The sequence below is a fragment of the Thioclava sp. GXIMD4215 genome (assembly GCF_045291555.1).
Taxonomy (GTDB): Bacteria; Pseudomonadota; Alphaproteobacteria; order Rhodobacterales; family Rhodobacteraceae; genus Thioclava; species Thioclava litoralis.
Map to the genome: position 1 here is coordinate 1,734,196 of NZ_CP149515.1, position 24,110 is coordinate 1,758,305.

Consider the following 24,110-nt stretch of genomic DNA (forward strand, 5'->3'; position numbering starts at 1 on the left):
GAATCTACCTAAGGAAGAACATTTAAGCTGCGATTAAATTATATCGGAAGCGCCGTGGTATTCTGTACCTCATGCAGCGAAAAGCTGGACTGAAGCTGCGCCACCCCCGGCAAAGAGGCAAGCCGCGCACGGTGTAATTGTGCGAAATCATCGGTATCCTGCGCCACGACTTTCAGCAGGAAATCGGCCTTGCCTGCCATCAGATGGCATTCCAGCACCTCGGGCACCTTGCGCACCTCGCTCTCGAAGGCACGCAGAACCTCGTCCTTCTGGCTCGACAGGGTAATCTCGACAAAAACCGTGGTGTTCCGCCCCAGACGGCGACGATCCAGAAGGGCTACGTAATCGCGGATAAAGCCTTCTTCTTCAAGCCGTTGCACCCGCCTATGACACGCGGACGCCGAAAGGTTCACACGCTCGCTGAGATCGGCGTTGGAAATACGGCCCTGCTGCTGCAGCACCATCAAAATCCGGCGATCCGTCGCATCAAGTGACATACAGTTTCCTTCGGCCCAAAACGGTCTGGGCCGAAGAATCTTCTAATTTTGAAACTTGTTCAAGAAACTTTCCCCTTCTCGCAGGAAAGAGTTCAGCTTTTTTTCAACGCGTCCCGAATATCGATCAGAACATCCAGCTCGCTCGGGCCGGTGGGCACCGCCGGTGCCACCTCATCGGGCTTCTCTGCGGCGGCGCGAATGCGGTTCACCATCCGCACCAGCATGAACACAACAAAGGCGATGATCAGAAAGTTGATGACAGCGGTCGCGAAGGCCCCATAGGCAAAGATCGCAGCCCCCGACTCGCGCGCAGCCTCAAGGCTGGACCCCGCTGCGACATCGCCGGACAGCACCAGATACATATTGCTGAAATCCAGCCCGCCGATGACCAGCCCGATAATCGGATTCAGAAGATCGGAAACCATCGATTTCACAATCGCCGTAAATGCCGCACCAACGATAATCCCCACGGCCATGTCCATCACATTGCCCTTGGCAATGAAATCCTTGAATTCCTGCAGCATAACGTTTCCCTCGTTCTAATCGAATTGCACATGCTTATCGTTAATCACATGCATATCCCGCGCGGGGCTTCAACAGAAACTTAGTGCCGCAGGAAGCTCATCGGCAGCGTGAATGTCAGGCTGGCATTGCCCAGACCCGCCGGTGCTTTGGGGAAACGGCCCGCATTGCGCACCGCAGAAAGAGCCGCCGCATCAATGGCCGCATTGCCCGAAGACCGTGCCAGCGAAGCGGAAACCAGCTGTCCGGAGGCCGCAACCGTCAACCGCACGACCGCCTGCCCCTTGGCCCCATTGGCCCCCGAGGGATAGCGTTTGCGCCGTTCAACCCGCTGACGGATCTGCGCGCCCCAACGCCCGCGCAGGCTTTCGCTTTGCGCATTGGACAGGGTCGCCGCATTCGAATGGCCATCATTGCCCCGCGCCCCGCGATTGCCCGACCCCGCCGCATGGCGCGCTGCGCGCCCTGCCGTATCGCGGTCCGATTTCCGGCCCTTGCGCTGGTCATCCCGCGCCTGACGATGCGGTTTGACCGGCTTTTCGGGCTTGGCCTCCGGACGCTCCGACGTTTCGGGCGCAAGCTCCGTAGGTTTTTCTTCCTGCACCACCTTCTCTTCAACCGGTGGCGTCTCGGGGGTCACTTCCGCTTCCTCGGTCACCTCCGGCACTGGCGGAGCCTCCGCAACCGTTGGCAAGGTCACTTTGGGCATATCGATCTTGGGCGGGGCAGCCGCAAGCTTTAGCTCCGGCTCGGGCATTTTGGGGTTTTCCCAAGCCTCGACCAATTCGGCGACCTGCGCATCCGCCGCCTCGATACTGACCAGCGCATCGCCTCCGGACCCTGCCGAAACCGCGCCTTCCGAACGGGAAACGAACCCGAACGCCATGACATGCAGCGCCGCAGCCACGGTCGCGAACCCCGCAAGCTCTATAAGAACACGCCCGCTTTTCATTCCGCCCCTCCCCGGGTCGTCACCAGTTCAACTTTGGCAAAACCGGCCTGCCCGAGCTTGGGCAGCAATCCCGCAAGATAGGTCGCTTTCACATGCTGATCCCCGCGAAGCAGAAGATGGGCGGGATCGGTCTCGCAATCGGTTGTCGCGCAATATTCTTCCCGCGCCTGAACCAACGCCCCGACCAGCGGCTCCACATCTTCGCCCTGCGCCACGATCATGTCACGGAACCCAAGCTGCCCCTCGGCCCCGAGAAACACCGAGAATTCCCCCTCGGCTTCGGCCGCGGCCTCGGAGTGTGGCGGCTCTGTCGGGAAAGGTTCGGGCGGGGACAGTTTGGCTGAAATAAGAAAGAAAATCAGCAGAAGAAAAACGACATTGATCATGGGCAGAAGCGAAGAATTTCCGCCCCGACGCTTGGGCGCATCGAATTGCATAGCTCACTCCACCAAAATCAGATGGCTGAACCCGGCGGCGGTCAGACGGTCCATCACCGTCACCAGAGCCTGCAGCTCGGCCTCTTTGGCCCTCAAGATCACCGGATCGCTGCGCTCTTCGGTCAGACGGTCCAGCTCGGTGACAAGATCATCAAAGTCGCGCGGTGTCCCGTTCAGCATCAGCGTGCCGTCTTCCGCGATATCAACCAGTCGCGGGGCCCCTTTCCACTCGGAGGCGGCCCCGCTGGCTGCGGCCAGAGGCAGGCTGACATCTTGCGTAAAGCGCGATGCCAGCATGAAAAAGACCAGCAGCAGAAAGACGACATCGATCATCGGCGTCAGATCGGGGCGTCGGCGCACGCGCTCCGGAGCGAAGTTGAACATGACGTTTACTCCGCCGCCAGCGCCCGGATCGTATCTTGTTTGGCGTCACGCGAAACGAAGACCTGCGTTGCGGTATCTTCCATATCCTCGCGAAGACCGTCCACGATGCTTTCGAACCATGTCAAAGCCACCTGTGCCGGAATTGCAACGGCCATACCGGCTGCGGTGGTCAGCAGCGCCTCCCAGATCCCGCCGGCCAGTGTTGACGGGTCCGCACGAGCGCCCGCCTCCTGCAAAGCCTGGAAGGCCGAAATCATACCGGTCACCGTGCCCAGCAGACCGATCAACGGGCCGATCGTGGCCGCCAGTTCCAGACCGCGCAAGCCACCGCGCGCCTTGGACAGCAAGAGCCGTGCCACCCGCCCGGTTTCTTCGCGCGCTTCGCTATCGGTCAGGTTCGAATCCGCCGCCAGCATCGCTGCGCGGGTCAGACGGGCGCGCAGGCTGCGGCGTTTCTTGAGGCTGTCAATCGCGGCGGCGCGCTGTCCGGCCTTCCATTGCACCAAGGCGCGGCGCGAATGGCTGCCCCCCGACCATGCACCGAAACAGGCAAAGCGGTAAAGCTTCCACAAGATCAGGGCCACGGTCAGCACCGAAAGAAGAGCGATCGCCCAAATCGCAGGGCCGCCCATCTGGAGAAAATCTGTCAAACGGCTCAAGCCGGTTGCAGGATCGACTGCAATTGATTCGGGTTCCATCACGTCCTCAAATACCAGAGTGTTTCTATCAGAAATACAAACTGAGCCAGCTTGTCAACGAAGAGCCACCGGCAAAAGCGGAGCGGATTCAGTAAACACCTGAATCTTATAGATTAAAAAATTAATGCCGAAGCAAAGCTCCGGCACGGGTCAGGGAAAGATCTCGGATAAGCCTTATGGCCACTGCGGCGCGACAGCCCCGACGCCCACAGTGGCCATTGGTCACGCAGCGGCAAAGCCTTGCGTGTCCCCACCCGGGCGGACAAGACGCATTGCCTGCCACGCCGACCAGCCTTCCGGCTGGGTCATGTGAAATTCTTCAAGCGCCGGATCGGGCAGAGGTGCCCCTGCAAGCCGTGCCCGCGCCTCTTCACGCGCTTGCCGGATAATCTCGTCGGAGCGGCGCGACATCGCACCATCCACCAGATCATGCAACATCTGCCGCAGGTCCTGCTTGCTGGCAGGGCGACATTCGTCGATCAGATCCATCAGCCTCTGAAGACGCTGACGCGCGCTCTCGAGACGGTCGATAGCACGGTCGCGCTGATCCGCACGGAACGCGAGTTCCAGCGGCAGGCTGTCCTGATAGCTTTGCAATTCCGCCCAGAGCGCCGCAGAAGCGGCTTCCAACGACGCATCGACCATATTCAACTGGGCAATCCGGTCTTCGACCCGCGCGATCCCGTCACGGATACGTGCCACGCGGTGATGCAGCATGGCCTCTGCCGCCTCGCAAGTTGCAATGTCACGCGCAGCGCGCCCGATCTCGATCAGGCCCATCGCCACGGCGACCACCTGATGGTCCACGACAACACGCCGGGCGGTCAGCCCCGCCAGAATCCAGTCCTGTTCCTGCTGCATGATGCACCTCGCTTTCTGCGTTGTTCAGAACATCGCAGAGCAAGGTGAACAAGTAGTGAACGGATTTACTCCGGCTTGCGCAAAATTTTCGTCAAAGGCTCGAACATCTCGGCATTGGTCGCCACAACCGAGCCGCTTTCGAAGATCTCGCGGTCCTCACGCACGGCCGAGACGAAGCCACCGGCTTCCTTCACGATGACCAGACCTGCGGCCATATCCCACGGCTGCAGCTCGCGCTCCCAATAGCCTTCGTAGCGGCCCGCGGCCACATAGGCCAGATCCAGCGAGGCCGCCCCCCAGCGGCGCACACCGGCACAGGCGGGCATAAGACGCGCCAGATCGCGCAGGGTCGCCGGTAGGGTATTCTTGGCCCCGAACGGCACGCCGGTTGCAAACACGGCCTCGGTCATCGAACGACGGCCCGAAACGCGCAGGCGGGTTTCGTTCATGAAGGCGCCAAAGCCCTTTTCGGCGAAGAACATCTCGTCTTTGGCGGCGTCGAAGATCACACCGGCTACAACCTCGCCCTTATGTTCCAGCGCGATCGACACGGCCCAATGCGGCATACCGTGCAGGAAATTGGTCGTGCCATCCAGCGGGTCGACGATCCAGCGGCGGGTCGGGTCCTTGCCCTCTTCCTCACCGGTTTCCTCGCCCAGCCAGCCATAGGTCGGGCGTGCGTTCAGCAGCTCTTCCTTGATCAGCTTCTCGGCCTCGCGGTCGGCACGCGACACGAAATCCCCCGGCCCTTTGGCGGAGACCTGCAGGTTTTCGACTTCGCGGAAGTCCTTCACCAGCGACCGGCCTGCCTTACGGGCGGCTTTGATCATGAGGTTAAGATTTGCGCTGCCTTGCATGGGAGATCTCCTTGGGGGGTTCGAGGCGTTCGCTTATACCGTCGGGCACGCGATTCCAAGCGTTATATACGCTTCCGGCACAGCGTGATGCGAAAGCCCTTCTCCCCGATGGCGGCCCATACGCGTCAGAGCGCCACATCTCCGGAGACAGCGCCTGTCGTCATGGCCGCCGCGCCGCGCTGCAATTTGACAGGCTCGGTCCGCGCCAGCCGCAGGAAATAGGCCATATAGGGCTGCACGGCATCCTCCGTGCGGGTGGCGGCATACAGGCGCTTTTGCAACCCGTGCTCTGTCACAGGTTTCGTTATGTAATCAGGGCGATAGCGCACTTCGCGCAGCACCCAGTCAGGCAGGACGGCCACCCCGCGCCCGGCGGCTACAAGCATCAGGATCACAGCGGTCAACTCGACCTGACGGTGGGTTTTAGGCTCGATCCGTGCCGGCGTCAGCAAGCCCGAAAAAATATCCGAGCGCGCCCGGTCCACCGGATAGGTGATCAATGTCTGGTCCAGAAAGTCCTCGGCCTCGACATATGCCTTCTGCGCCAGCGGGCTATTGGCCGCTGCAATGAATGTCGGGGAATAGTCGAACAGCGGGTTGAACACGACACCGTCAAGCTTTTCCGGATCGGACGAGATCACCAGATCGACCTCTTCGTTCTGTAGAGCCGGCAGGGCACGGAATGCCAGACCGGGGCGGATATCGATATCGACATCCGGCCACGCCCTGCGGAACTGCTCGAGCACCGGAAAAAGCCAGTCATAGCAGGCGTGACACTCGATCGCGATATGCAACCGCCCCGCCCGCCCCTGCCGCAGGGCCAGAAACTCGTCCTCGACCGCGCGCACCTCGGGCAGGACCCGCTGGGCCAGACGCAGCAGCCGTTGCCCCGCCGCCGAAAGCCGCATAGGCCGCGAGCGGCGCACAAACAGTTCGGTCCCGACCTGTTCCTCCAGCCCCTTGATCTGATGCGACAGCGCGCTTTGTGTAATATTGAGCGCCTCCGCAGCCCGCGCCAGCCCGCCCGTGTCTTCAATCGCTTTGATGGTTCGCAGGTGACGCAGCTCGAGATACATCAAATCTGACTCATGTTGTTGTTGAGTAATATGAGTTTGTCTCACATTACGGAATCTGGCACAAGATCTTCAATCAGTAAGGATAGCGCCATGACCACGCCCCGTTTGAGTTTTGAATTCTTTCCCCCGCAAACGCTGGAAGCATCGTTCCGCCTGTGGGAAACGGTAAAGACTCTGGCCCCGATGCAACCGAATTTCGTCTCGGTGACCTATGGCGCAGGTGGCACGACCCGCAAGCTGACCCATGAGGCGGTGACCACGATCGGCAAGAATTACGGGCTGGATGTGGCCGCTCACCTGACCTGCGTCAATGCGACCCGCGCCGAGACGATGGAAATCGTCAACGCCTATGCCGAGGCAGGGGTCAACCAGCTTGTCGCACTGCGCGGCGATGCGCCAAAGGGGCAGGACCGCTTCACGCCCCATCCCGAGGGCTTCGCCTCTTCGGTCGAGCTGATCGAGGCGCTGGCCGCCGACGGGCGCTTCACCATCCGCTGTGGCGCCTATCCCGAGCCGCATCCCGATGCCGCCGACGATCTGGCCGATGTCCGCTGGCTCAAACGCAAATGCGAAGCCGGAGCCACCTCGGCGCTGACCCAGTTCTTCTTCGAGGCAGAGACCTTCTTCCGCTTCCGCGACCGCTGCGAGAAAGAGGGCGTGAAGGCCAAGATCATTCCGGGCATCCTGCCGATCCAGTCGTGGAAGGGCGTGCAGCGTTTTGCGGCAAATTGCGGCGCCAATATCCCCGAGCATCTGGGACCGGCCTTCGAGAAAGCCATTGCCGAAGACCGCGAGGAAGACCTCTCGATCGAACTTTGCACCAAGCTATGTGAAGAGCTGATCGCGGGCGGCGTGGAAGACCTGCATTTCTACACCGTCAACCGCCCCGTGCTGACGGGCCGCGTCTGCCAGAATCTGGGCCTTGCACAAGGGCTTGATCTGGGCGCGGTTGCCTGAGACGGCAGCGCCTGACACTATAGACGAAACGGGGGCCGCGCGGCCCCTTTTCCATGCAGGAGCCACGGATGACAGACACCGCCCTCTTTGCCGAAAGCGCCAAAGATTTTCTCTCGCGCGACGAGGTGACCTCGATCAGCGGTCTCGACTATATGCAACGGATCATTGACGGCAGCGCGCCACATCCGACGGTTGCCAAGCTCATGAATTTCCGCGTGATTGCCGCTGAATACGGCAAGGTGACCTTCCGCGCCTTTCCCGAACATGCCCAGACCAATGCCTTCGGATCGACCCAAGGCGGCTGGTACGGAATGGTGCTGGATAGCTGCATGTCGATGGCGGTGATCTCGGGCCTCAGGAAAGGCCAGTTCCAATCCACCATCGAATACAAGATCAATCTGATCCGCGCGATCCCGCCCGGAGCAGAGCTGACCATCACCGGCGAACTGACCCATATCGGGCGGTCAACCGGCGTCGCGGTGGGCGAGATCCGTGGCACGCAGGACGGCAAGCTTTACGGCCAAGGCTCCTGCACATGTTTCATTCAGGGCAGCCCGCAGGACGATGCCGGAAGATCGTAATAGACATAGGCCTTACCGATCACCCGCTGCCAGCGCCGCTCCCCCCATGCCGCGAACAGAGACTGGTCAAACCCCTCCGGCGTGAAAAGACCGCTTCCAATCATCCGGCCCTGCGCCAGAAACCGGTAGCGGATCGTGGGCTGGATATTCAGTTCGGGCACCTCATCGGCCGTCAGAATGCGCAACCGGTTTTTCTGTACGGCCCGGGCAACAGCCGGATCCTCTGCCTCTGTCACAAGGCGGGCCATAATGCCTGCCTTGTAACGTGCCTTGTCGCGCGGGATCAGAAAGCTGGAAATCATCACCTCGTCCACACCGGTCAGCCCGCCGACAAGCCGCGCCATCGACGCCCGCCCCCCAAGCGCCGTCATGGCCTCTTCCACGCCCAGCCGGAGGGTCAGCACATCCGCTGAGGCCTGCCGTGGCCATTGCCCCCGACGTTTTTCCGGCAAAGGCTGGCCCGCCAGAAGACGCAGCACAAAATGGTTCAGACGGAACTGGCGTTGGGTCAGGACAGCCATGCACACCTCCACAAGAGACACCCTTACCTTGGGGCAACGGCATGAATGCGAGATTAATCCTGACAAAAAAGGGGCCGACCGGCCCCTTTTCGCTTACATATTGGGATAGTTCGGGCCGTCGCCGCCCTGAGGCGTGGTCCAGTCGATATTCTGGGACGGGTCCTTGATATCGCAGGTCTTGCAATGGACGCAGTTCTGGAAGTTGATCTGGAAGCGCGGGCCCTCCTCGCCTTCCAGCACCTCATAGACGCCTGCGGGGCAGTAACGCTGCGCGGGTTCCGCATATTTCGGCAGGTTGACCGAGATCGGCACCGAAGGATCGCGCAGCTTCAGGTGGCAGGGCTGGCTTTCCTCGTGGTTGGTGAAGGAAAAGCTCACATTGGTCAGCCGGTCGAAGGACAGTTTGCCATCGGGTTTGGGATAGTCGATGGGCTGGAAATCCTTGGCCTCGCCGGTGGCCTGCGCATCGGTCTTGCCATGTTTCAGCGTGCCGAAGACCGAGAAGCCGAAGAGCTCGTTCGTCCACATATCGAACCCGCCCAGCACGGTCGAGGCATACATCCCCCATTTCGCCCACATCGGTTTGACATTGCGCACCTTTTTCAGGTCGCGGCCAATCGCGCCATAACGGACCTCGGCCTCGTAGGCGGTCAGTTCATCGCCCGAACGGCCCGCCTTGATCGCTTCGGCCGCAGCCTCTGCCGCTGCGATCCCCGACAGCATCGCATTATGGTTGCCCTTGATGCGCGGCACATTGACCATGCCCGCCGAACAGCCCAGCAGAACACCGCCCGGGAAGCTCATCTTGGGCAGCGACTGGTAGCCACCTTCGGAGATCGCCCGCGCGCCGTAAGCCACGCGCTTGCCGCCCTCCAGAAGCTTGGCTACCTCGGGGTGATGCTTGAAGCGCTGGAATTCCATATAGGGGAAGACATAGGGGTTCTCGTAGTTCAGATGGACCACGAAACCGACATAGACCTGATTGTTCTCGAGGTGGTAGATGAAGGACCCGCCGCCCGCATTATTACCCAGAGGCCAGCCCATCGTATGGGTCACAGTGCCTTCTCGGTGCTTGGCAGGGTCGATCTCCCAGATCTCTTTCATGCCAAGGCCGAATTTCTGCGGGCAATGGCCTTCGGACAGGTTGTAACGGTCGATCACGATCTTGGCCAAAGACCCGCGCACGCCCTCGCTGAGGAAGACATATTTGCCGCGCAGCTCCATGCCCGGTTCATAGGCAGGCCCCGGCGTGCCATCGGCCTCGCGGCCAAATTCGCCCGCAACGACCCCCGCCACGCGGTCGCCCTCCATCACCAGCTCGGACGCCGCCATACCGGGGAAAATCTCGACGCCCAGCTCCTCCGCCTGCTCGGCCAGCCAGCGGCAAACATTGCCCATCGACACGATATAATTGCCGTCATTCGACATCAGCTTGGGCATCGGCCAATGCGGGATCTTGGTGGCCTTGGTCTCGGTCAGCAGCAGGAAGTTATCTTCCGTCACCGGCGTATTCAGCGGCGCGCCCTTTTCCTTCCAGTCGGGGATCAGCTTGTTCAGCCCTACAGGGTCCAGCACCGCACCCGACAGGATATGCGCCCCCACTTCCGAACCTTTTTCCAAAACGACCACTTCAAGATCAGGGTCGATCTGCTTCAGACGGATGGCAGCCGACAGGCCAGAGGGGCCAGCGCCGACGATGACAACGTCATAATCCATCGATTCGCGGGTGATTTCGGTCATAAAATTAGGGCTCCCTGGCTGGCCTTCGCGCGTGCTTTTACGTTTTCAATAGCTTACCTTCAGTCTCAAGGCAATCTGGGCCTAAGTCTAGAGGCTTGTTCTGCACGGTGGAAATGCGAAACCGACACTTTACTTCTGGAGAGCGAAATTTCGCATCTGCCTCGGGCTGGCCCTTGACACCACGGCGTCATCCCCGATTTACACTTCTTCGACCGCCCAAGGAAAAACAAAACGGCAAAGGGCCTTGTTTATGGAAAAGATACCGCTGACCCGCGCGGGATTTAATCGGCTGGATGCCGAGTTGAAGAAACTGAAATCTGTCGAGCGTCCTGCTGTCATTCAGGCGATCTCGGAAGCACGCGAACTGGGCGACCTTTCGGAAAACGCCGAATACCACTCGGCGCGCGAAAAGCAGAGCTTCATCGAGGGCCGCATCAAGGAAATCGAGAGCATCCTCGGCCTCGCACAGGTGATCGAACCGAAAACGATGTCGGGCGCGGTGAAATTCAGCGCCACCGTCACGATTGTCGATGTCGATACCGACGAAGAGAAGACCTACCAGATCGTCGGCGAACATGAAGCCGATCTGGAAAAGGGGCTTTTGAACATGAAATCCCCTCTGGCCCGTGCGCTGATCGGCAAGGATGAAGGCGATACCGTCGAAGTCCGCACCCCCGGTGGCACGCGCAGCTACGAGATCCTCGAGATCCTCTTCGTCTGACGGAGCCTGAAGATGACACCCGAAAGATCCGACCCGCTGAACCGGCAGCCCGATCAGCCCCGACCCGCTACGGATACGGGCTTTGGCCGCACGGAAATGATCGCTGCGGCGCTCAGTGTCCTCTGGCTTGTTCTGGTGATCGGGGTCTGGGTCTTCATTCCCTCCGGAACTGACGGGCAAACGACATCTGTCATCTTCACTGTGGTGGGTATTTTCCTGCCTTTCGCCATGATCTGGGTGGCGGCCCTGACGGCCAAAGCCTCACGGGAAATGCGCGCCGAGGCGCAGTCGCTGCGCGCCTCGGTGGATGCGATGCGGCAGGCATGGGTCACCGAGGCCCGCGCCCGCCGCGACGGCTCTGTGGAGAAGAAGCTTGACGAGATCGTGCTGGCCACCCGCCAGACCGAAACCGCCTTGCTGAATCTTGCGACGCAGGGCAGCGGCCATGCTCTGGAGGCCACCGCCGACACCAAGATGGCCCTTGTCAGCCCGCCACCGGCCCACCCTCTGCACGAGGAACAGGCCACGTTCGAACTTGGCGCACCGGCAGAGCCGCTGGGCACGCCGGTCACTGTGGGCGATTTCGTGCGTGCGCTGAACTTCCCCGATACGGCAGATGACCGCGAGGGGTTCCGTGCGCTACGCCGCGCGCTGGAAGACCGGATGATGGCCAAGCTGATCCGTGCCGCGCAGGATGTGCTGAACCTGCTGTCGCAGGACGGTATCTACATGGATGACCTCAAACCCGACCGCGCCCGCCCCGAGCTCTGGCGCCGCTTCGCCAAGGGCGAACGCGGACGCGAGGTGGCGGCCCTGGGCGGGGTGCGGGACCGTTCGTCACTGGCGCTTTCGGCGGCGCGGATGCGCAATGACACCGTGTTCCGCGATGCGGCCCATCATTTCCTGCGCCAGTTCGACAAAACTTTCGCCGGTTTCGAGCCCAATGCGACCGATATGGAGATCGTCGAACTCTCCGACACCCGCTCGGCACGGGCTTTCATGCTGCTGGGGCGCGTGGCTGGCACCTTCGACTAGGGAGCCATGCCCTGCGCCCGACGCAAAAGCCGCGCCTTAATCGCTGCGGCTTGAGCCACGGGGGGCCTCGGAGGCACCCCAAGGCCGTAGCGGGCAGACCATCACAAAGGCCGTGCGATAGGCGAAGAGCAGCTCTGTCAGGCGGCTCTCCCGCGCACGGATCACCCGAAAGCCCAGACGCTCGTATAATGCGCGGGCCCGCATGTTCTCTTTGACCACATCCAGACGCAGTTGCACGTAGCCACGGCGTCTGGCCTCGGTGCAGACCGCCGTGATCAAGGCCGCACCAATCCCGCGCGAGCGCTGGTCGGCCCGCACCGAAAGCCCGTCCACCACCATCGCCCTATGTTCCTGATCACGGGCCAACACCCACAGGCAGGCCCAGCGCCAGACGGCCCCGCCCAGCCCGTAAATGGCCCTCAGATCGCGGTGATCACCGCCCACAAAGGCCCCCTGCGCGGTGCGGAAGCCCGCAACGGCCAGTAGGGTTCCGCTGTCATCCTCCACGGCGCAATATCCGTGTGTTCCGTCCATCACCCGCGCAATGAAGGCCAGCGCCTGCGGCTCGGGGCCCAGAACACGGCCCAGCTTGCCGCCGAAGGCCTGCCAGTAAAGCTGCGCGGCAGCCTTGCGGTGATGCTCGGGAACCCCGCGACGGATATGATAGCTCATTTCCCTGTCCCCAACGCGTCATGGCGTGCTTGCGCCAGTTGCAGGTCTTCGGGCGTATTGATGTTGAAAAACGGGTCCGGCAGGTCGGCAAACTCCACGCGCCGCGCCCGTGCAAGCCGCGCCCCAAGACGCCGCTCCCCTGCTGCCAGCGCCTGCGCCACCTGCCCGCGCCACGCACAGGGCCAATAGGCAAGGGTCGGATGCCCCCGCCCCTGCGAGACCGCCTGCGCGGGCTCTGCCTGCGCGCCTGCGCCTGCGGGCACAAGCCGCGCCACAAGATCGGCGGGAATAAAGGGCGTATCCACGGCCACAGTCACCAGCCCCGCCGCGCCAGCAAGACTTGCCCAGTCAAGCCCTGCCAGAATGCCCGCCAGAGGCCCGTCATGCAGATGCGCGGGCGGATCGGGCAGAACGGGCAGATCCTTGCACCAGGCGGTGAAACGCTCGGGCGTGCCATTGGCCGAAACCGCAAGCCGCGCGACCTGTGGCGCAAGCCGGTTATGGACATGCGCAAGCAGGGGCTGGCCGCCCAGCGAGAGCCATGCCTTATCGACGCCCCCCATACGGCGCCCCTCTCCTCCGGCAAGGATCAGGCCGAAAATCTCCAAATTGCCTCCAATACAATTCTGCGCTTGTCGCCCTTGAGAGCGTGCTTATGACTGCCTGCATGAACACCGACTTACAAGAGCAAAGCATGCACGCGCGTCACGCCTTTCTTCGCGGTATTGTGGCCACCCTGCCCTTTACGCTGGTCATCGCCCCTTTCGGCCTGCTCTTTGGCGTGGCCGCAACCGAGGCGGGCCTCGATCTTGGCGAGGTGATGGGATTCACCATTCTGGTCATCGCCGGTGCCTCGCAGTTTTCCGCCATCCATTTGATGGAAGAACATGCGCCCGTGATCCTCGTCATTCTGACCTCGCTCGCCATCAATCTGCGGATGGCCATGTATTCCGCCGCGCTGGCGCCCCATCTCGGGGAGGCAAAGCGCTGGCAGCACGCGCTGGTTGCCTATTTCATGGTCGACCAAACATTTGTGACCGCCGAAACCGAATATCGCCTGCGCCCCGAGATGTCGCTGCCCGCAAAACTCGCCTTCTATGCGGGCTGTTCCACGGTATTGCCACCGCTATGGTATCTGTCAACGCTTCTGGGAGCCGTCGCGGGCGCGGCCATCCCGCCGGAATTCGCGCTGGATTTCGCGCTGCCCATCACGTTTCTGGCGATGATTGCCCCCGCACTACGGTCGCTGCCGCATATCGCGGCCACTTTGATGTCGGTCTGTGCGGCTCTGCTGCTGGCTTTCCTGCCCGCAGGTATGGGCCTGCTGATCGCCGCGGTCTGCGCGATGGTGACCGGCGCACAGGTTGAACTGTTTCTGGCACGGAGACGCGCAGCATGACCGGCTATTCCCCGTTCGAAATCTGGACCATCATCATCGTGCTGGGCATCGGCACCTTTGCCCTGCGCTATGTGTTTCTGGGACTGGCGGCGCGCAAACCGATGCCCGAATGGCTCTTGCGCTATCTGCGCTACACCCCCGTGGCCGTGCTGCCCGGCATGGTCGCCCCGCTTGTCCTGTGGCCCGAAGCGACAGGTGGCATGCCCGAACCCGCACGCATGCTGGCCGCCCTCCTGACCCTTGGGGCAGGCATTGTGACACGCAATGTGCTGCTGGCCATTCTGGCAGGCTTTATCTCGCTTTATCTGGGCCTGTTCCTGATCTTTTAGGCGCCCTGTCAGGCCAAAGCCTCCCCCCTTTGTGCCAACAGCCAGCCTGCCGCACAAACCCACGCAGCAAAAAGGGCCCCGAAGGGCCCTGTCCGCTGGAGGGGAACGGCGTATTATTTGCCGTCCTGTTCTTCAAAAGCCTTTTCGCGGATCTCGGCGGCCCGCGGGTCCGATTGCTGGATCATCAGCACGCCCGAGTTATTTTCGGGATCGTTATCATGATACACGCGGTAGGTCGCGCCCGGCAGCTGTGCGAAATACCGCGACAGTTTCTTGGGCGACCATGTGTGATGGATCGCCTCGAACCCGGGAACATCCTTGAGCACGGTCGAAATCGCATTGGCACAATAGGATTTCTTCGCGGCACCGTATTTTTCGGCATTGGCACGGATCATCTGCGCCTGCGCCATAGTCACCGGCACCTTCTGCTCGATCACGTCCCACCGCTCGCGGGCATGGTAATCGATGTAGAATTTCCGCATCCGCTCGGTGATCCCGAAATGCAGGTCGTTCCGCTCGGGCGCGTAGGGGTGATACCACGTCCCCGCCGGATCATAGAGCACCCGCTCGGGACCATCGATCATCAGCCCCGAATGGCCACCGGCACCGGTTTCACGGCTGACAACCGTGTAAAGCGTGATCGAGGGCGGATCGCCCGACACATAATGCGCCTTTGCCACAGCATCATCCGGTGCCCAATGCGGTTCGGCAGCACAGGCGACAAGGCCAAGCAGCATGCCCAAACAAATAAGTAGTCGGCGCATCAGCCAGACCCCCTTGTAACTTTTTCACGTATAAAGAGCGGCAACCGCCCTCACTCGACCTGGCTTTTGAAACACGGAAATCCAGCGCAAGACAACCGCCGCAGAAGTCAGGCTCCAGATAAAACCCGAAGCTGTTCCGCCAAGGGCACGGTTTCAAAAATCCGCCCGCCTGCAAGACGGTCCCTATATGGCCCCGATACCGCGCCGCTGCGCGCGGCTAAAGCAGATGCCAGAGCCACGCCCCGTCAGCCCGCGCGACCCGCCCGACCTCGCCGCGGTGGTGGAGATGGTTGAGATGCGCCACCGCCTCGACCATCGCCAGCCCGTAGACCGCCTCGGTGATCTCGCGCTTGAACAGGGGCGGAAAACAGTCGCAGGCCGTCTTCGGCCCTCCACCCGGATGGGCACCTAGATGGGCGCGCAGACGTTTCAGCGCCCCCTCGTGGTTCTGGATCATCTGATCAAGCCGTGTCGGCAGCCCATAGAAAGGCAGCTTATGCCCCGGCAAGACCAGCTGGCGTTCCGTGGCATAGGGCCGGAAGCCGCGCGTGCTGTCCATCCAGCCCGCCACCGGATCGGCCTCGGGTTCCGTGGCATAGACCCCGAGATTGGCCGAGATCGACGGTAGTATCTGATCCCCGCCCAGCACCAGATCCTCGCTCCAGAATGTGGCATGTTCGGGCGCGTGGCCATGCCCCATCCGCACGGTCCAGTCGCGCCCCGCCATGCGCAGTACCTCGCCCTCAACCAGCCGCCGGTAGCCCAGCGGCAGGGGGGCCGTGCAATCGGCGAAGTTGAACGGGCGCTCCGCCAGCCGTTTGGCCAGAATATCGGCCCGCATTCCGGCGGCCTTCCAGAAAGCCACCGTCTGCGCGTCGGGGCGCTCCTGCACATCCAGTTGCAGCATCCGTGCCATCAGCCAAGCGGTGCGCGTGGTCCAAAGCTCGGCCCCCTGCGCCTGCAACCAGCCCGCCAGCCCGATATGGTCCGGATGATGATGGGTCACCACCACGCGGCCAACCGGCTTGGACGAAAGCGGCCCCTCCAGCAGCGCCTGCAGGGCCGCGCGACAGGCAGGGCGGTCGATGCCCGTATCGACCAGCGTCCAGCTGTCCCCCTCGTCCAGCGCATAGCCGTTCATATGGTCCAGTGCCATCGGCAGGGGCAGGCGGAACCAGTAGACATCAGGCGCCACCTCGCACAGCGCGCCCTGTTCGGGGGGCGTGGTCCAAGGGTAGCGCAGCGAGCGGGGGCGGGTCTCGGTGTCGTTCATAGCCCCAAATCTGAAAGCGAAAGCGCCCGAAGTCCAGAGGCCGCCCGCATCGCGGCCAGAGCCGCCGCATGGCGCGGCAGCACCCGCCCGATATGGATCGCGGCCAGAGCCAGACGGGCCGGATCGGCCAGAACAGCCTCAAGATGCGCCCCCGCCCCCAGCACGAGGGCAAGCGCCTGCAACATATCATGCGCACATGCGGCCCGCATCTCGGGCGGTTGGCCAACCAGCCAGTCGACAGCCTCGGCCACGGCCTCGGCCGCTTCCCAGACCGGCTCGGCCAGATCGGGATGGTCCGGGCGTGCCCGTGCGGCCAGATCCTGCACCTCCTGCAACAGAAGGCCGGCCATCTGCCCCTCATCGCGCATCTTGCGCCCCACCAGATCCAGCGCCTGAATGCCGTTGGTGCCTTCATAGATCGCACTGACCCGCACATCACGGAAAAACTGCGCAGCCCCGGTTTCCTCGACATAGCCCATGCCGCCATGAACCTGTATTCCCGCATCAGCCGCCCGCATGCCGGTTTCAGTGCCATAGGCCTTCACGATCGGGGTCAGGAATGCAGCGCGCGCCATCCAGTCCGCAGGGGCAACGGGCTCTCCCCTAGCCGTCTCACGTGCAAGGGCACCGCTTTCGGACAGGCGCGCCATATCCAGCGCCACCCCCGCCTTCAGGGCCAGCGCCCGTGCGGCAAACAACTCGGCGCGCGCCTCTGCCAGCAGCCTGCGGATATCGGGGAAGGCGATAAGCGGCTGCCCCTGCACCCGCTCGGCAGCAAAGGCCGCCGCTTTCTGCACCGCCGCCTCGGCCACCCCGATCCCCTCGACCCCGACCGACAGGCGGGCATTGTTCATCATGGTAAACATGGCTGCCAGCCCCTGCCCCGCCCCGCCCACGATCCAGCCCTTGGCCGCATCGAAAACCATGACGCAGGTCGGAGACCCGTGCAGCCCCATCTTATGTTCCAGTCCCGCGACATGCAGGCGGTTGGCCTCGCCTGAAGCCCCCTGTTCGGCGGGCAGGTATTTCGGCACCAGAAACAGGCTGATCCCCTTGGTGCCCGCAGGCGCATCGGGCAGGCGGGCCAGAACCAGATGACAGACATTCTCGACCAGATCGCTATCGCCCCAGGAGATAAAGATCTTCTGGCCGGTGATCTCGTAGCTGCCATCGGCGCAGGGCATCGCCCTTGTGCGCATATCGCCCAGATCGGAGCCCGCTTGTGGCTCTGTCAGATTCATCGTCCCCGACCATGTGCCAGACACGAGCTTTGGCAGATACAGCGCCTTCTGGGCCTCGCTGCCATGATGGTGCAGGGCTTCGATCTGGCCCTGTGTCAGCATCAGTTTCAGATGTAGCGCCATATTGGCACCGGCCATCATGTCATTGACCGCCAGTCCCAGCGCATTCGGCAACCCCATACCGCCATACTCCTGCGGGGCCGACAGCGCGATCCAGCCCCCTTCCGCCAAAGCGGCATAGGCTTCGGCAAAACCGCGCGAGGTTTTCACCTGCCCGTCGATAAGATGCGCCGGATCGAGATCTCCGGCGCGGTTGCTGGCCGCAAGCACCGTATCCGACAGCTTCGCTGCCTCGCTCAGGATCGACGTGACAAGATCGCCGGAAAGATCCCCGAAAGGCCCGGCCCCGTAAAGCGCCGGAAAAGATGTCAGGTGATTTAGGATAAAGGCGATATCTCGGGCCGCCGCGCAGTAGGTCATCATTCCTCCCTCTCCTGCAACAAACGCAGCCCGCTTGGCATTTGAGGCGGACCGGCTTATGCACAGGACAACACAAAGCGAAGGTTATCGCCTTCCCCCTCCTCAGCAATCAAGACGCTACGTCAGATACATCCGATGCCCCTCACGACCGAATTGCTTGCCCCAACCACCGAAGGCTATGCCCGCGCCGCCCAATATCTTGGCACCGGCGCGCTTGTGGCCTTTGCCACAGAGACCGTCTACGGGCTGGGCGGCGACGCCCGGAACAGCGCGGCAGTCGCGGCGATCTACACCGCCAAGGGACGGCCAAGGTTCAACCCGCTGATTGTCCATGTGCATTCGGTCGAAATGGCCGAGCGCTATGTCACGATCCCCGATGCCGCGCGCCCGCTGATCGCGCGCTACTGGCCGGGGCCGCTTACGCTGGTCTTGCCGCTGCGCCCCGATGCGGGCATCTCCGATCTGGTAACAGCCGGACTGGAGACACTGGCGATCCGCATGCCCGCCCATCCGGTCGCACGCAAGCTTTTACAAGCATTTGACGGCCCCGTGGCAGCCCCCTCGGCCAATCCGTCAGGCCGAATCAGCCCGACAACCGCCGCCCATGTGATGGACGGGCTGTCCGGCAAAATCGCGGCTGTGCTGGATGGCGGGCCCTGCGATGTGGGAGTGGAATCGACCATTCTCTCGCTCGATCCTCTGGCCCTCCTGCGCCCGGGCGGACTGGCTCTGGAAGAGATCGAGGCCTGTCTTGGCCGTGCCCTTCCCACGGGCGGCGATAGTGACAAACCCAATGCGCCGGGCCAGCTGAAATCGCATTACGCGCCGGGGGCTGCGGTGCGGCTGAATGCCCGTGCGCGCCAGAGCGGGGAAATCTGGATCGGCTTCGGCCCCGATTGTGCGGGGGCCGAGTTCAACCTATCGGAAAAAGGCGATACAACCGAGGCCGCAACCCGCCTGTTCGGCCTGTTACGGCAGGCCGACAGGCTGGCGCAGGAAAAAGGCGCCAACTGCATTGCCGTGGCGCCGGTGCCGGTGACGGGGCTCGGGCTGGCGGTCAATGACCGTCTGGACAGGGCCGCTGCGCCGCGTCCCTGACCTGCGGCCCCAAACCAAACCCCGTGTCAGCTCCCCTTATCAGGCATGCCCCGCGGTTGCGGATAAGGTGCGCGGATCGATCCCCATCGTATTAAGCGCGCGCACCCATTTATTGGCGTAATCGCCCGACAGGGCCAGATCGGCATCGCCATCGGCAATCAACCAGCCGTTATCAAGGATTTCCTGCTCGAGCTGGCCCGGCCCCCAACCGGCATAGCCAAGCGCCAGAACGGCGCGATCCGGCCCGTTTCCGGCGGCGATATCTTCAAGGATATCCCGCGTTGCGGTCATGGCCAGTTCGTCACTGACTTCCATCATCGGACCACCACCATCCCATTCGGTGGAATGCAGCACGAAGCCGCGACCGGTCTCGACCGGCCCGCCGAACAGAATCGGACGATCTCCGCTTTCGTCGGTGGCCGTCATGGTGATGCCAAGCTGTTCCAGCAGATCCGGCAGGTCGGGCTTGGGCAGCGGTTTGTTGACGATCAGCCCCATTGCCCCCTCTTCCGAATGGGCACAGATCATGATCACCGAATGCTCGAAACGCTGATCCCCCATACCGGGCATTGCAATCAAAATCTTGCCGCTCAGATCCATCGGGGCCTCCTCGTGCCATGTCCATCGCTACCGTGACGCCTATCGGATGACAGACCGCCCATGTCTTTTAACCAAACTGGAGTGCAAAAGATCCAGGTTCAAGATGGCAATGTTGCCAAAAGGCCGCCATCGGAGCAGTTGGCGCGTTTGTGACTTCCCGAAAGCGCCTCGGGCGCGATAAGCGAAGATCATGAGCATTCGGTCAAAACTTACCCGTTTGGGGCCTCGTTTCGGGCTGTGTCTGGGCGCGCTCGCGCTGGCTTCCGGCGCGGGAGATCGCACCTTCGCGCAAGATCTCGAACCGATGCCCGCGTCCCTGCCGGCCGATGCGCCAACGGGCCTGCCCATGGGGCTCGACAGGGCCGAGGTGCTTGATGGCTGGCAGACCAGCGACGGCACGCGCATGGCGGCAATCCGCGTGACGCTTGATCCGGGCTGGAAAACCTATTGGCGCCACCCCGGAGATGCGGGAATTCCTCCCAGTTTCAGCTTCCGCGCCTCCAGTAATCTCAAGGATGTGAAAATCTATTGGCCTCGGCCCGAGGTTTTCACCCAAAGCGGCACAAGATCAATCGGTTACAAAGACCAGATGATCCTGCCGATAGAGCTGTCCCCGATTGATCCCACCCAACCGATCCGGCTGGATGCCGATCTGGATCTGGGGATCTGCCACGATATCTGTGTGCCGGTTTCGCTGGAACTTGACGCCGATCTGGCAGGGCCGGGACGCCGCGATCCGGTGATTTCCGCAGCCCTGCAGGCGCAGCCGCAGAAAGTCGCCAGTCGGGCCAGTTGCCAGATAGAGCCGATCCGTGACGGGATGCGGGTCACCGCCCGCCTGCCTGTCAGCAGCCTGCCCTCCAACAACCAGCCCTCCAACAACCAGCCTGCGGGTCAGCCCCCGCATCAGGTGGCCCTGTTCGAACTGCCCTCGCAGCCGGTCTGGGTGTCTGATTCGCGGATGAGCCTCGAAAATGGCGCGTTGGTGGCCACCGCCGATTTCGTCCCCCCCGATGCCGCGCCATTCGATCTTGACCCGAAGGATCTGCGGATCACGGTTCTGGACAAGACCCATGCCATCGAAATGGACGGCTGCGCCAGAATGTGATCAGCGCTGCCGCCGCGTGCGCCATGCCGCCACGGCCAGCGCGCCCAGAATGAAGGGCGTGTAGACCAGCCAGCTTTGCGCCAGGCTCCCGCCCGCCAGAAGCACCGGCCCGAAGGCCAGCCCGAATCCCGCAACGATCAGCCCGACCCCCAGCCAGAGCGCCCCCGCCAGCCGAGGGGCCTTCAGCCCGCGGCGCGTCGATGCGCATAGTCGCGCGATATCGGCCTGAATAGCCAGCACCGCCGGCACCAGAAGCAGCACGATCACCATGCCGAAGCCAAGTCCGTAAACCAGCGTGATCACTGTGGATTTCAGAAACTGCGCCTCGGCGCTGCCTTCATAAAGCAGCGGCGCAAGTCCGAGCACTGTGGTCAGCGTCGTCAGCAGAACAGGCCGCAGCCTGTCGGCCACCGCATCCACGATGGCCGGTCGCAATCCGCGCGTGCGGGCATAATCATCCACCGTCGAAATCAGCACGATGGCATCGTTGATGATAATCCCCACCATCCCCAGCCCGCCGACCACGGCAAACATCGACATCGGGAAATCCCAGATGTAATGGCCCCAGACCGCGCCCACCAGACCGAAGGGGATCACCGACATCACCACCAGCGGACGCGCCCAGCTGGCCAAGATCCATGCCAGCACGACATAGATCCCCAGCAGACACAGAACCAGCCCGACCTTTGCATCCGCCATAAAGGCGCGCTCGTCCGCAGCCTGCCCCGTTTGCAGCCATGTCACTCCCAGCCGCTGCGCGATATCGGGCAGGATACGGGTCTGCATTTCGGTCAGGATGGCATTGGCGCGTTCGGGGTTGTCTTCGGAAATATCGCCCGTCACCTCGACCTGCCGTAGCCCGTCATCGCGGCGGATGGTGGAAAACCCCGCCTCGCGGCGCACCGTGACAATATCGGACAGGGGCACCCACTGTCCGTTCGGGCTTTGCAGCAGCATCCGGTCCACGAAATCGGCGGTCTTCTCGGCATCGGGCAGCTCGACACGGATCGAGGCAGAGCGCACGCCATCGGGATAGGTTGCGGCCTCGGTGCCGTTCAGACGGGCGCGCAATTCCTGCCCCAGCGTCTGGGTATCAAAGCCCAGCGCCTGCCCCTGCGGGGTCAGCGCAAGGATCAGATCCTCTTTGTCATAGGCCAGATTATCCTCCAGCGCCGAGACCTCGGGATAGACGGCAAGGGCGGCTTTCAACGCTTCGGCGGCCTCCTTCAGCACGCGGGTTTCCGCGCCGGTAAACTGCACCGAAAGGCTGTCCCCCGCAGGGCCCGCACGGAAACTGCGGAAGGCCAGCTCTTCCAGCATCGGATCATCGGGAAGGTGTTCCTGAAGGCGGCGGATGAAATCGGCGCTACTATAGGGGCGCAGATCCTGATCGATCAGCTCGATCGAGATCGAGCCCAGCTGGTCGCTATCCTTGGTATCCGCCGAGGCCAGATCCCGCCCCGACGCGCCGCCGATCTGGCCGATCACATAGGTCACCGGATTGCGGCCATATTCGGCCTCGTATCCGGCAGCGACACGGCTGACCAGATCCTGCAATTCCCCCATCACCGCAAATGTGTCCTTTCGCGTGGTGCCGTTGACCATTGCGAAGGCCCCCGACACGCTCGAGCGTTCTGGAGGCGCGAAAAACCGCCATTGCACCTGCCCCGTCCTTAACAGGAACACCTGCACCGCCAGCAGCAGCACCGCAAAGGCCAGCACCGGATAGCGCGCATGGATGATTCCGCGCAGCAAGGGGCGCATCACCTTGCGCCGGAACCAGTCCAGCCCGCGATTGGTCACCCGTGACGGCGCATCATACCAGCGCGGCTGACCCAGATGGGTCAATGCGTGATACATATGGTTGGGCAGGATCAGGAAGCATTCCACCAGTGACGCCGCCAGCACTGCGATCACCGTCAACGGAATATCGACGATCATATCGCCCATCCGCCCGCCAATCACCACCAGCCCCGCAAAGGCGATCACCGTGGTCAGGGTCGAGGCGAAGACCGGCGCAAGCATCCGGCGGGCACCGTTTTCAGCGGCAATCGCGGGGGCCTCCCCCAGATGGCGGGCACGGAAATCGGCATGTTCGCCCACCACGATCGCGTCATCGACGATGATCCCCAAAGTCAGGATCAGCGCAAAGAGCGACATCATGTTCAGCGTCATCCCCGAAACATACATCACCGCCAGCCCCGCCGCGAGCGAGGCCGGAATCCCCATCGCCACCCAGATCGCCGTGCGCGCATTGAGAAAGAGGAACAGCAGCACCAGCACAAGCACCAGCCCGATCACGCCGTTATCGACCAGCAGATCGAGCCGCGCGACGATCTGCTCGGTCCGGCTGCGCACAAGGGCGATGGTTGTGCCTGCGGGCAGGTCGGGGCGCATTTGCGCGACCACCTGTTCGACCTTGCGTTGCAGGGCAATGGCGTCCCCCTGCGCGGAACGGGCGACATTGAGTGTCATGGCGGGGGTCTTGCCCACGTAATAGGCGCGGTCGCGCGCCGCCCCCTCGACGCGGATCTGCGCCACATCCCCCACGGTCAGCACAGCCCCGTCGGCATCGGTGCGGATCACCAGATCGCGGATCTGCCGCGCCTCGCGCCGCTCTTCGCCCGCCCGGACCCGCGAGGCTCCGGAGGCCACATCCCCCGCAGGCGTCGCATCGGCAGCCGCCCCGATAACCGAGATGATCTGCGTCAGGCTGACATTATGCGCCATCAGCGCGGTGGTCGGCACTTCGACCACGGTCTGCGGGGCTGCCATGCCCGATAAGGTGGTGCGCGTCACGCCCTGCGCATAAAGCCGCACCATCATCTCGTCGGCCAGACGGCCCAGCTGTTCGGGCGCCAAGGGGCCGGTGATAACCACATCGGTCACCGTATCCCGCCAGACGCTCTGGCGGATCTCGGGCGTTTCGGCGGCCTCGGGCAGATCGCCTGCCAGCTGGATGGCGTTTTCCACATCATCCATCGCGCGGCCCATATCCCAGCCGGGTTCGAATTCCAGTTCGATTTCGGCACGCCCCTCGCGGGCCGTGCTTTCGCTCGAGGCGACCCCCTCGACCGTCAGCAGCGAGGGTTCCAGCACCTGCACGATCGCGCGGTCCACATCTTCCGGTCCCGCCCCCTCCCATGTGACCGTCACATCAATCTCGTCGGTGACGGTATCGGGAAAGAATTGCGCCCGCAGTTTGGGCGCGGCAAAGACACCGGCACACAGCATGACCACCAGCACGATATTGGCCAGCGTGGCATGGCGGGTAAACAGGCTGATCAGACCACGCGGCGCAGGCATC

The 24,110-nt window shown here is 62.6% G+C and carries 26 protein-coding genes; 8 read left to right on the forward strand and 18 right to left on the reverse strand.

Translation table 11 applies throughout. The annotated features are described in order from the left end of the window. Window positions 1-38 precede the first annotated feature (38 nt). The 9 genes from WDB86_RS08585 to WDB86_RS08625 all read right to left on the reverse strand — a co-directional run bounded on the left by WDB86_RS08585 (window position 39) and on the right by WDB86_RS08625 (window position 6,284). A complete protein-coding gene (locus WDB86_RS08585; protein ID WP_339108885.1) occupies window positions 39-497 on the reverse strand; it encodes an Lrp/AsnC family transcriptional regulator in 459 nt (152 codons plus the stop codon). Between the two features lie 92 nt (window positions 498-589). Beyond that, window positions 590-1,021, reverse strand: coding sequence for a large conductance mechanosensitive channel protein MscL (gene mscL / locus WDB86_RS08590; protein ID WP_339108884.1), 432 nt, complete (start codon window positions 1,019-1,021; stop codon window positions 590-592). 80 nt (window positions 1,022-1,101) lie between these two features. Next, window positions 1,102-1,971: a TonB family protein gene (locus tag WDB86_RS08595; RefSeq protein WP_406720204.1), complete on the reverse strand. Its 870-nt coding sequence runs from the start codon at window positions 1,969-1,971 to the stop codon at window positions 1,102-1,104. Further along, window positions 1,968-2,408, reverse strand: a complete 441-nt coding sequence (locus WDB86_RS08600; RefSeq protein ID WP_406735691.1) for an ExbD/TolR family protein — start codon at window positions 2,406-2,408, stop codon at window positions 1,968-1,970. The genes WDB86_RS08595 and WDB86_RS08600 overlap by 4 nt, the downstream gene beginning before the upstream one ends. A 3-nt stretch (window positions 2,409-2,411) precedes the next feature. Beyond that, window positions 2,412-2,792 carry a biopolymer transporter ExbD gene (locus WDB86_RS08605; protein WP_339108881.1) on the reverse strand — a complete coding sequence of 127 codons (381 nt, stop codon included), beginning with the start codon at window positions 2,790-2,792 and terminating at the stop codon, window positions 2,412-2,414. Between the two features lie 5 nt (window positions 2,793-2,797). Beyond that, entirely contained in the window at window positions 2,798-3,442 is a 645-nt protein-coding gene (locus WDB86_RS08610) for a MotA/TolQ/ExbB proton channel family protein (protein WP_339108880.1), read from the reverse strand. A 270-nt stretch (window positions 3,443-3,712) separates the two neighbouring features. Next, a complete protein-coding gene (locus WDB86_RS08615; RefSeq protein WP_406735692.1) occupies window positions 3,713-4,351 on the reverse strand; it encodes a hypothetical protein in 639 nt (212 codons plus the stop codon). A gap of 65 nt (window positions 4,352-4,416) precedes the next feature. Beyond that, window positions 4,417-5,208 (reverse strand): inositol monophosphatase family protein, encoded by a 792-nt coding sequence (locus tag WDB86_RS08620; RefSeq protein ID WP_339108878.1) that lies wholly within the window; start codon window positions 5,206-5,208, stop codon window positions 4,417-4,419. 125 nt (window positions 5,209-5,333) lie between these two features. After that, window positions 5,334-6,284 (reverse strand): LysR family transcriptional regulator, encoded by a 951-nt coding sequence (locus WDB86_RS08625; protein WP_406721631.1) that lies wholly within the window; start codon window positions 6,282-6,284, stop codon window positions 5,334-5,336. 90 nt (window positions 6,285-6,374) lie between these two features. On the opposite strand from WDB86_RS08625, the gene metF reads away from it, so the two are divergent. Continuing rightward, window positions 6,375-7,241: a methylenetetrahydrofolate reductase [NAD(P)H] gene (gene metF, locus WDB86_RS08630; protein ID WP_339108877.1), complete on the forward strand. Its 867-nt coding sequence runs from the start codon at window positions 6,375-6,377 to the stop codon at window positions 7,239-7,241. Window positions 7,242-7,309: 68 nt separating this feature from the next. Next, window positions 7,310-7,822 (forward strand): PaaI family thioesterase, encoded by a 513-nt coding sequence (locus WDB86_RS08635; protein WP_339108876.1) that lies wholly within the window; start codon window positions 7,310-7,312, stop codon window positions 7,820-7,822. On the opposite strand, the gene WDB86_RS08640 is transcribed toward WDB86_RS08635, so the two are convergent. Both WDB86_RS08640 and WDB86_RS08645 read right to left on the reverse strand, forming a co-directional pair. Then, a complete protein-coding gene (locus tag WDB86_RS08640; RefSeq protein WP_406735693.1) occupies window positions 7,786-8,343 on the reverse strand; it encodes a hypothetical protein in 558 nt (185 codons plus the stop codon). The genes WDB86_RS08635 and WDB86_RS08640 overlap by 37 nt on opposite strands. Before the next feature lie 93 nt (window positions 8,344-8,436). Further along, window positions 8,437-10,083 (reverse strand): 4Fe-4S dicluster domain-containing protein, encoded by a 1,647-nt coding sequence (locus tag WDB86_RS08645; protein ID WP_406735694.1) that lies wholly within the window; start codon window positions 10,081-10,083, stop codon window positions 8,437-8,439. A 250-nt stretch (window positions 10,084-10,333) separates the two neighbouring features. Between WDB86_RS08645 and greA the strand changes: the two genes are divergently transcribed. Continuing rightward, entirely contained in the window at window positions 10,334-10,804 is a 471-nt protein-coding gene (gene greA / locus WDB86_RS08650; protein ID WP_339108873.1) for a transcription elongation factor GreA, read from the forward strand. A 12-nt stretch (window positions 10,805-10,816) separates the two neighbouring features. Continuing rightward, window positions 10,817-11,839 carry a hypothetical protein gene (locus WDB86_RS08655; RefSeq protein ID WP_406720200.1) on the forward strand — a complete coding sequence of 341 codons (1,023 nt, stop codon included), beginning with the start codon at window positions 10,817-10,819 and terminating at the stop codon, window positions 11,837-11,839. Window positions 11,840-11,875: 36 nt separating this feature from the next. Here WDB86_RS08655 and WDB86_RS08660 read toward each other — a convergent pair whose 3' ends face one another. Together WDB86_RS08660 and mobA are read right to left on the reverse strand one after the other, a co-directional pair. Beyond that, window positions 11,876-12,511, reverse strand: a complete 636-nt coding sequence (locus WDB86_RS08660) for a GNAT family N-acetyltransferase (RefSeq protein ID WP_406735695.1) — start codon at window positions 12,509-12,511, stop codon at window positions 11,876-11,878. Beyond that, window positions 12,508-13,119 (reverse strand): molybdenum cofactor guanylyltransferase MobA, encoded by a 612-nt coding sequence (gene mobA, locus WDB86_RS08665; protein ID WP_406735696.1) that lies wholly within the window; start codon window positions 13,117-13,119, stop codon window positions 12,508-12,510. The genes WDB86_RS08660 and mobA overlap by 4 nt, the downstream gene beginning before the upstream one ends. Window positions 13,120-13,205: 86 nt before the next feature. Here mobA and WDB86_RS08670 point away from each other — a divergent pair, with 86 nt between their 5' ends. Further along, the gene (locus WDB86_RS08670) at window positions 13,206-13,910 is read left to right on the forward strand and encodes an AzlC family ABC transporter permease (RefSeq protein ID WP_406735697.1); all 705 of its coding nucleotides are present in this window, start codon (window positions 13,206-13,208) and stop codon (window positions 13,908-13,910) included. Further along, window positions 13,907-14,239, forward strand: a complete 333-nt coding sequence (locus tag WDB86_RS08675; RefSeq protein ID WP_339108868.1) for an AzlD domain-containing protein — start codon at window positions 13,907-13,909, stop codon at window positions 14,237-14,239. The genes WDB86_RS08670 and WDB86_RS08675 overlap by 4 nt, the downstream gene beginning before the upstream one ends. Before the next feature lie 113 nt (window positions 14,240-14,352). Here the strand turns inward: WDB86_RS08675 and WDB86_RS08680 are convergent, their stop codons facing one another. From WDB86_RS08680 to WDB86_RS08690, 3 genes are all read right to left on the reverse strand, one after another. Continuing rightward, the gene (locus WDB86_RS08680) at window positions 14,353-15,003 is read right to left on the reverse strand and encodes a hypothetical protein (protein ID WP_339108867.1); all 651 of its coding nucleotides are present in this window, start codon (window positions 15,001-15,003) and stop codon (window positions 14,353-14,355) included. Window positions 15,004-15,220: 217 nt separating this feature from the next. Beyond that, window positions 15,221-16,276 carry an MBL fold metallo-hydrolase gene (locus tag WDB86_RS08685; protein WP_406720198.1) on the reverse strand — a complete coding sequence of 352 codons (1,056 nt, stop codon included), beginning with the start codon at window positions 16,274-16,276 and terminating at the stop codon, window positions 15,221-15,223. Then, the gene (locus WDB86_RS08690) at window positions 16,273-17,997 is read right to left on the reverse strand and encodes an acyl-CoA dehydrogenase family protein (RefSeq protein WP_406737033.1); all 1,725 of its coding nucleotides are present in this window, start codon (window positions 17,995-17,997) and stop codon (window positions 16,273-16,275) included. The genes WDB86_RS08685 and WDB86_RS08690 overlap by 4 nt, the downstream gene beginning before the upstream one ends. Before the next feature lie 135 nt (window positions 17,998-18,132). On the opposite strand from WDB86_RS08690, the gene WDB86_RS08695 reads away from it, so the two are divergent. After that, window positions 18,133-19,095, forward strand: coding sequence for an L-threonylcarbamoyladenylate synthase (locus WDB86_RS08695; RefSeq protein WP_406720197.1), 963 nt, complete (start codon window positions 18,133-18,135; stop codon window positions 19,093-19,095). 39 nt (window positions 19,096-19,134) lie between these two features. On the opposite strand, the gene WDB86_RS08700 is transcribed toward WDB86_RS08695, so the two are convergent. Next, window positions 19,135-19,695, reverse strand: a complete 561-nt coding sequence (locus WDB86_RS08700; RefSeq protein WP_339108864.1) for a YqgE/AlgH family protein — start codon at window positions 19,693-19,695, stop codon at window positions 19,135-19,137. 190 nt (window positions 19,696-19,885) lie between these two features. Between WDB86_RS08700 and WDB86_RS08705 the strand changes: the two genes are divergently transcribed. Beyond that, a complete protein-coding gene (locus tag WDB86_RS08705; protein WP_406735698.1) occupies window positions 19,886-20,803 on the forward strand; it encodes a protein-disulfide reductase DsbD domain-containing protein in 918 nt (305 codons plus the stop codon). On the opposite strand, the gene WDB86_RS08710 is transcribed toward WDB86_RS08705, so the two are convergent. Next, window positions 20,804-24,109, reverse strand: a complete 3,306-nt coding sequence (locus tag WDB86_RS08710; RefSeq protein WP_339108862.1) for an efflux RND transporter permease subunit — start codon at window positions 24,107-24,109, stop codon at window positions 20,804-20,806. Window position 24,110: the final 1 nt, after the last annotated feature.

Coding starts and splice junctions, on each gene's coding strand:
- WDB86_RS08640 (WP_406735693.1), bottom strand. CDS start 8,343: ATGGCTGTCCTGACCCAACGCCAGTTCCGTCTGAACCATTTTGTGCTG.
- mscL (WP_339108884.1), bottom strand. CDS start 1,021: ATGCTGCAGGAATTCAAGGATTTCATTGCCAAGGGCAATGTGATGGAC.
- WDB86_RS08680 (WP_339108867.1), bottom strand. CDS start 15,003: ATGCGCCGACTACTTATTTGTTTGGGCATGCTGCTTGGCCTTGTCGCC.
- WDB86_RS08695 (WP_406720197.1), top strand. CDS start 18,133: ATGCCCCTCACGACCGAATTGCTTGCCCCAACCACCGAAGGCTATGCC.
- metF (WP_339108877.1), top strand. CDS start 6,375: ATGACCACGCCCCGTTTGAGTTTTGAATTCTTTCCCCCGCAAACGCTG.
- WDB86_RS08625 (WP_406721631.1), bottom strand. CDS start 6,284: ATGTATCTCGAGCTGCGTCACCTGCGAACCATCAAAGCGATTGAAGAC.
- WDB86_RS08605 (WP_339108881.1), bottom strand. CDS start 2,792: ATGTTCAACTTCGCTCCGGAGCGCGTGCGCCGACGCCCCGATCTGACG.
- WDB86_RS08595 (WP_406720204.1), bottom strand. CDS start 1,971: ATGAAAAGCGGGCGTGTTCTTATAGAGCTTGCGGGGTTCGCGACCGTG.
- WDB86_RS08705 (WP_406735698.1), top strand. CDS start 19,886: ATGAGCATTCGGTCAAAACTTACCCGTTTGGGGCCTCGTTTCGGGCTG.
- WDB86_RS08655 (WP_406720200.1), top strand. CDS start 10,817: ATGACACCCGAAAGATCCGACCCGCTGAACCGGCAGCCCGATCAGCCC.
- WDB86_RS08620 (WP_339108878.1), bottom strand. CDS start 5,208: ATGCAAGGCAGCGCAAATCTTAACCTCATGATCAAAGCCGCCCGTAAG.
- WDB86_RS08690 (WP_406737033.1), bottom strand. CDS start 17,997: ATGACCTACTGCGCGGCGGCCCGAGATATCGCCTTTATCCTAAATCAC.
- WDB86_RS08645 (WP_406735694.1), bottom strand. CDS start 10,083: ATGACCGAAATCACCCGCGAATCGATGGATTATGACGTTGTCATCGTC.
- WDB86_RS08585 (WP_339108885.1), bottom strand. CDS start 497: ATGTCACTTGATGCGACGGATCGCCGGATTTTGATGGTGCTGCAGCAG.
- WDB86_RS08670 (WP_406735697.1), top strand. CDS start 13,206: ATGCACGCGCGTCACGCCTTTCTTCGCGGTATTGTGGCCACCCTGCCC.
- WDB86_RS08675 (WP_339108868.1), top strand. CDS start 13,907: ATGACCGGCTATTCCCCGTTCGAAATCTGGACCATCATCATCGTGCTG.
- WDB86_RS08615 (WP_406735692.1), bottom strand. CDS start 4,351: ATGCAGCAGGAACAGGACTGGATTCTGGCGGGGCTGACCGCCCGGCGT.
- greA (WP_339108873.1), top strand. CDS start 10,334: ATGGAAAAGATACCGCTGACCCGCGCGGGATTTAATCGGCTGGATGCC.
- WDB86_RS08710 (WP_339108862.1), bottom strand. CDS start 24,109: ATGCCTGCGCCGCGTGGTCTGATCAGCCTGTTTACCCGCCATGCCACG.
- WDB86_RS08635 (WP_339108876.1), top strand. CDS start 7,310: ATGACAGACACCGCCCTCTTTGCCGAAAGCGCCAAAGATTTTCTCTCG.
- WDB86_RS08600 (WP_406735691.1), bottom strand. CDS start 2,408: ATGCAATTCGATGCGCCCAAGCGTCGGGGCGGAAATTCTTCGCTTCTG.
- WDB86_RS08660 (WP_406735695.1), bottom strand. CDS start 12,511: ATGAGCTATCATATCCGTCGCGGGGTTCCCGAGCATCACCGCAAGGCT.
- WDB86_RS08685 (WP_406720198.1), bottom strand. CDS start 16,276: ATGAACGACACCGAGACCCGCCCCCGCTCGCTGCGCTACCCTTGGACC.
- WDB86_RS08700 (WP_339108864.1), bottom strand. CDS start 19,695: ATGGATCTGAGCGGCAAGATTTTGATTGCAATGCCCGGTATGGGGGAT.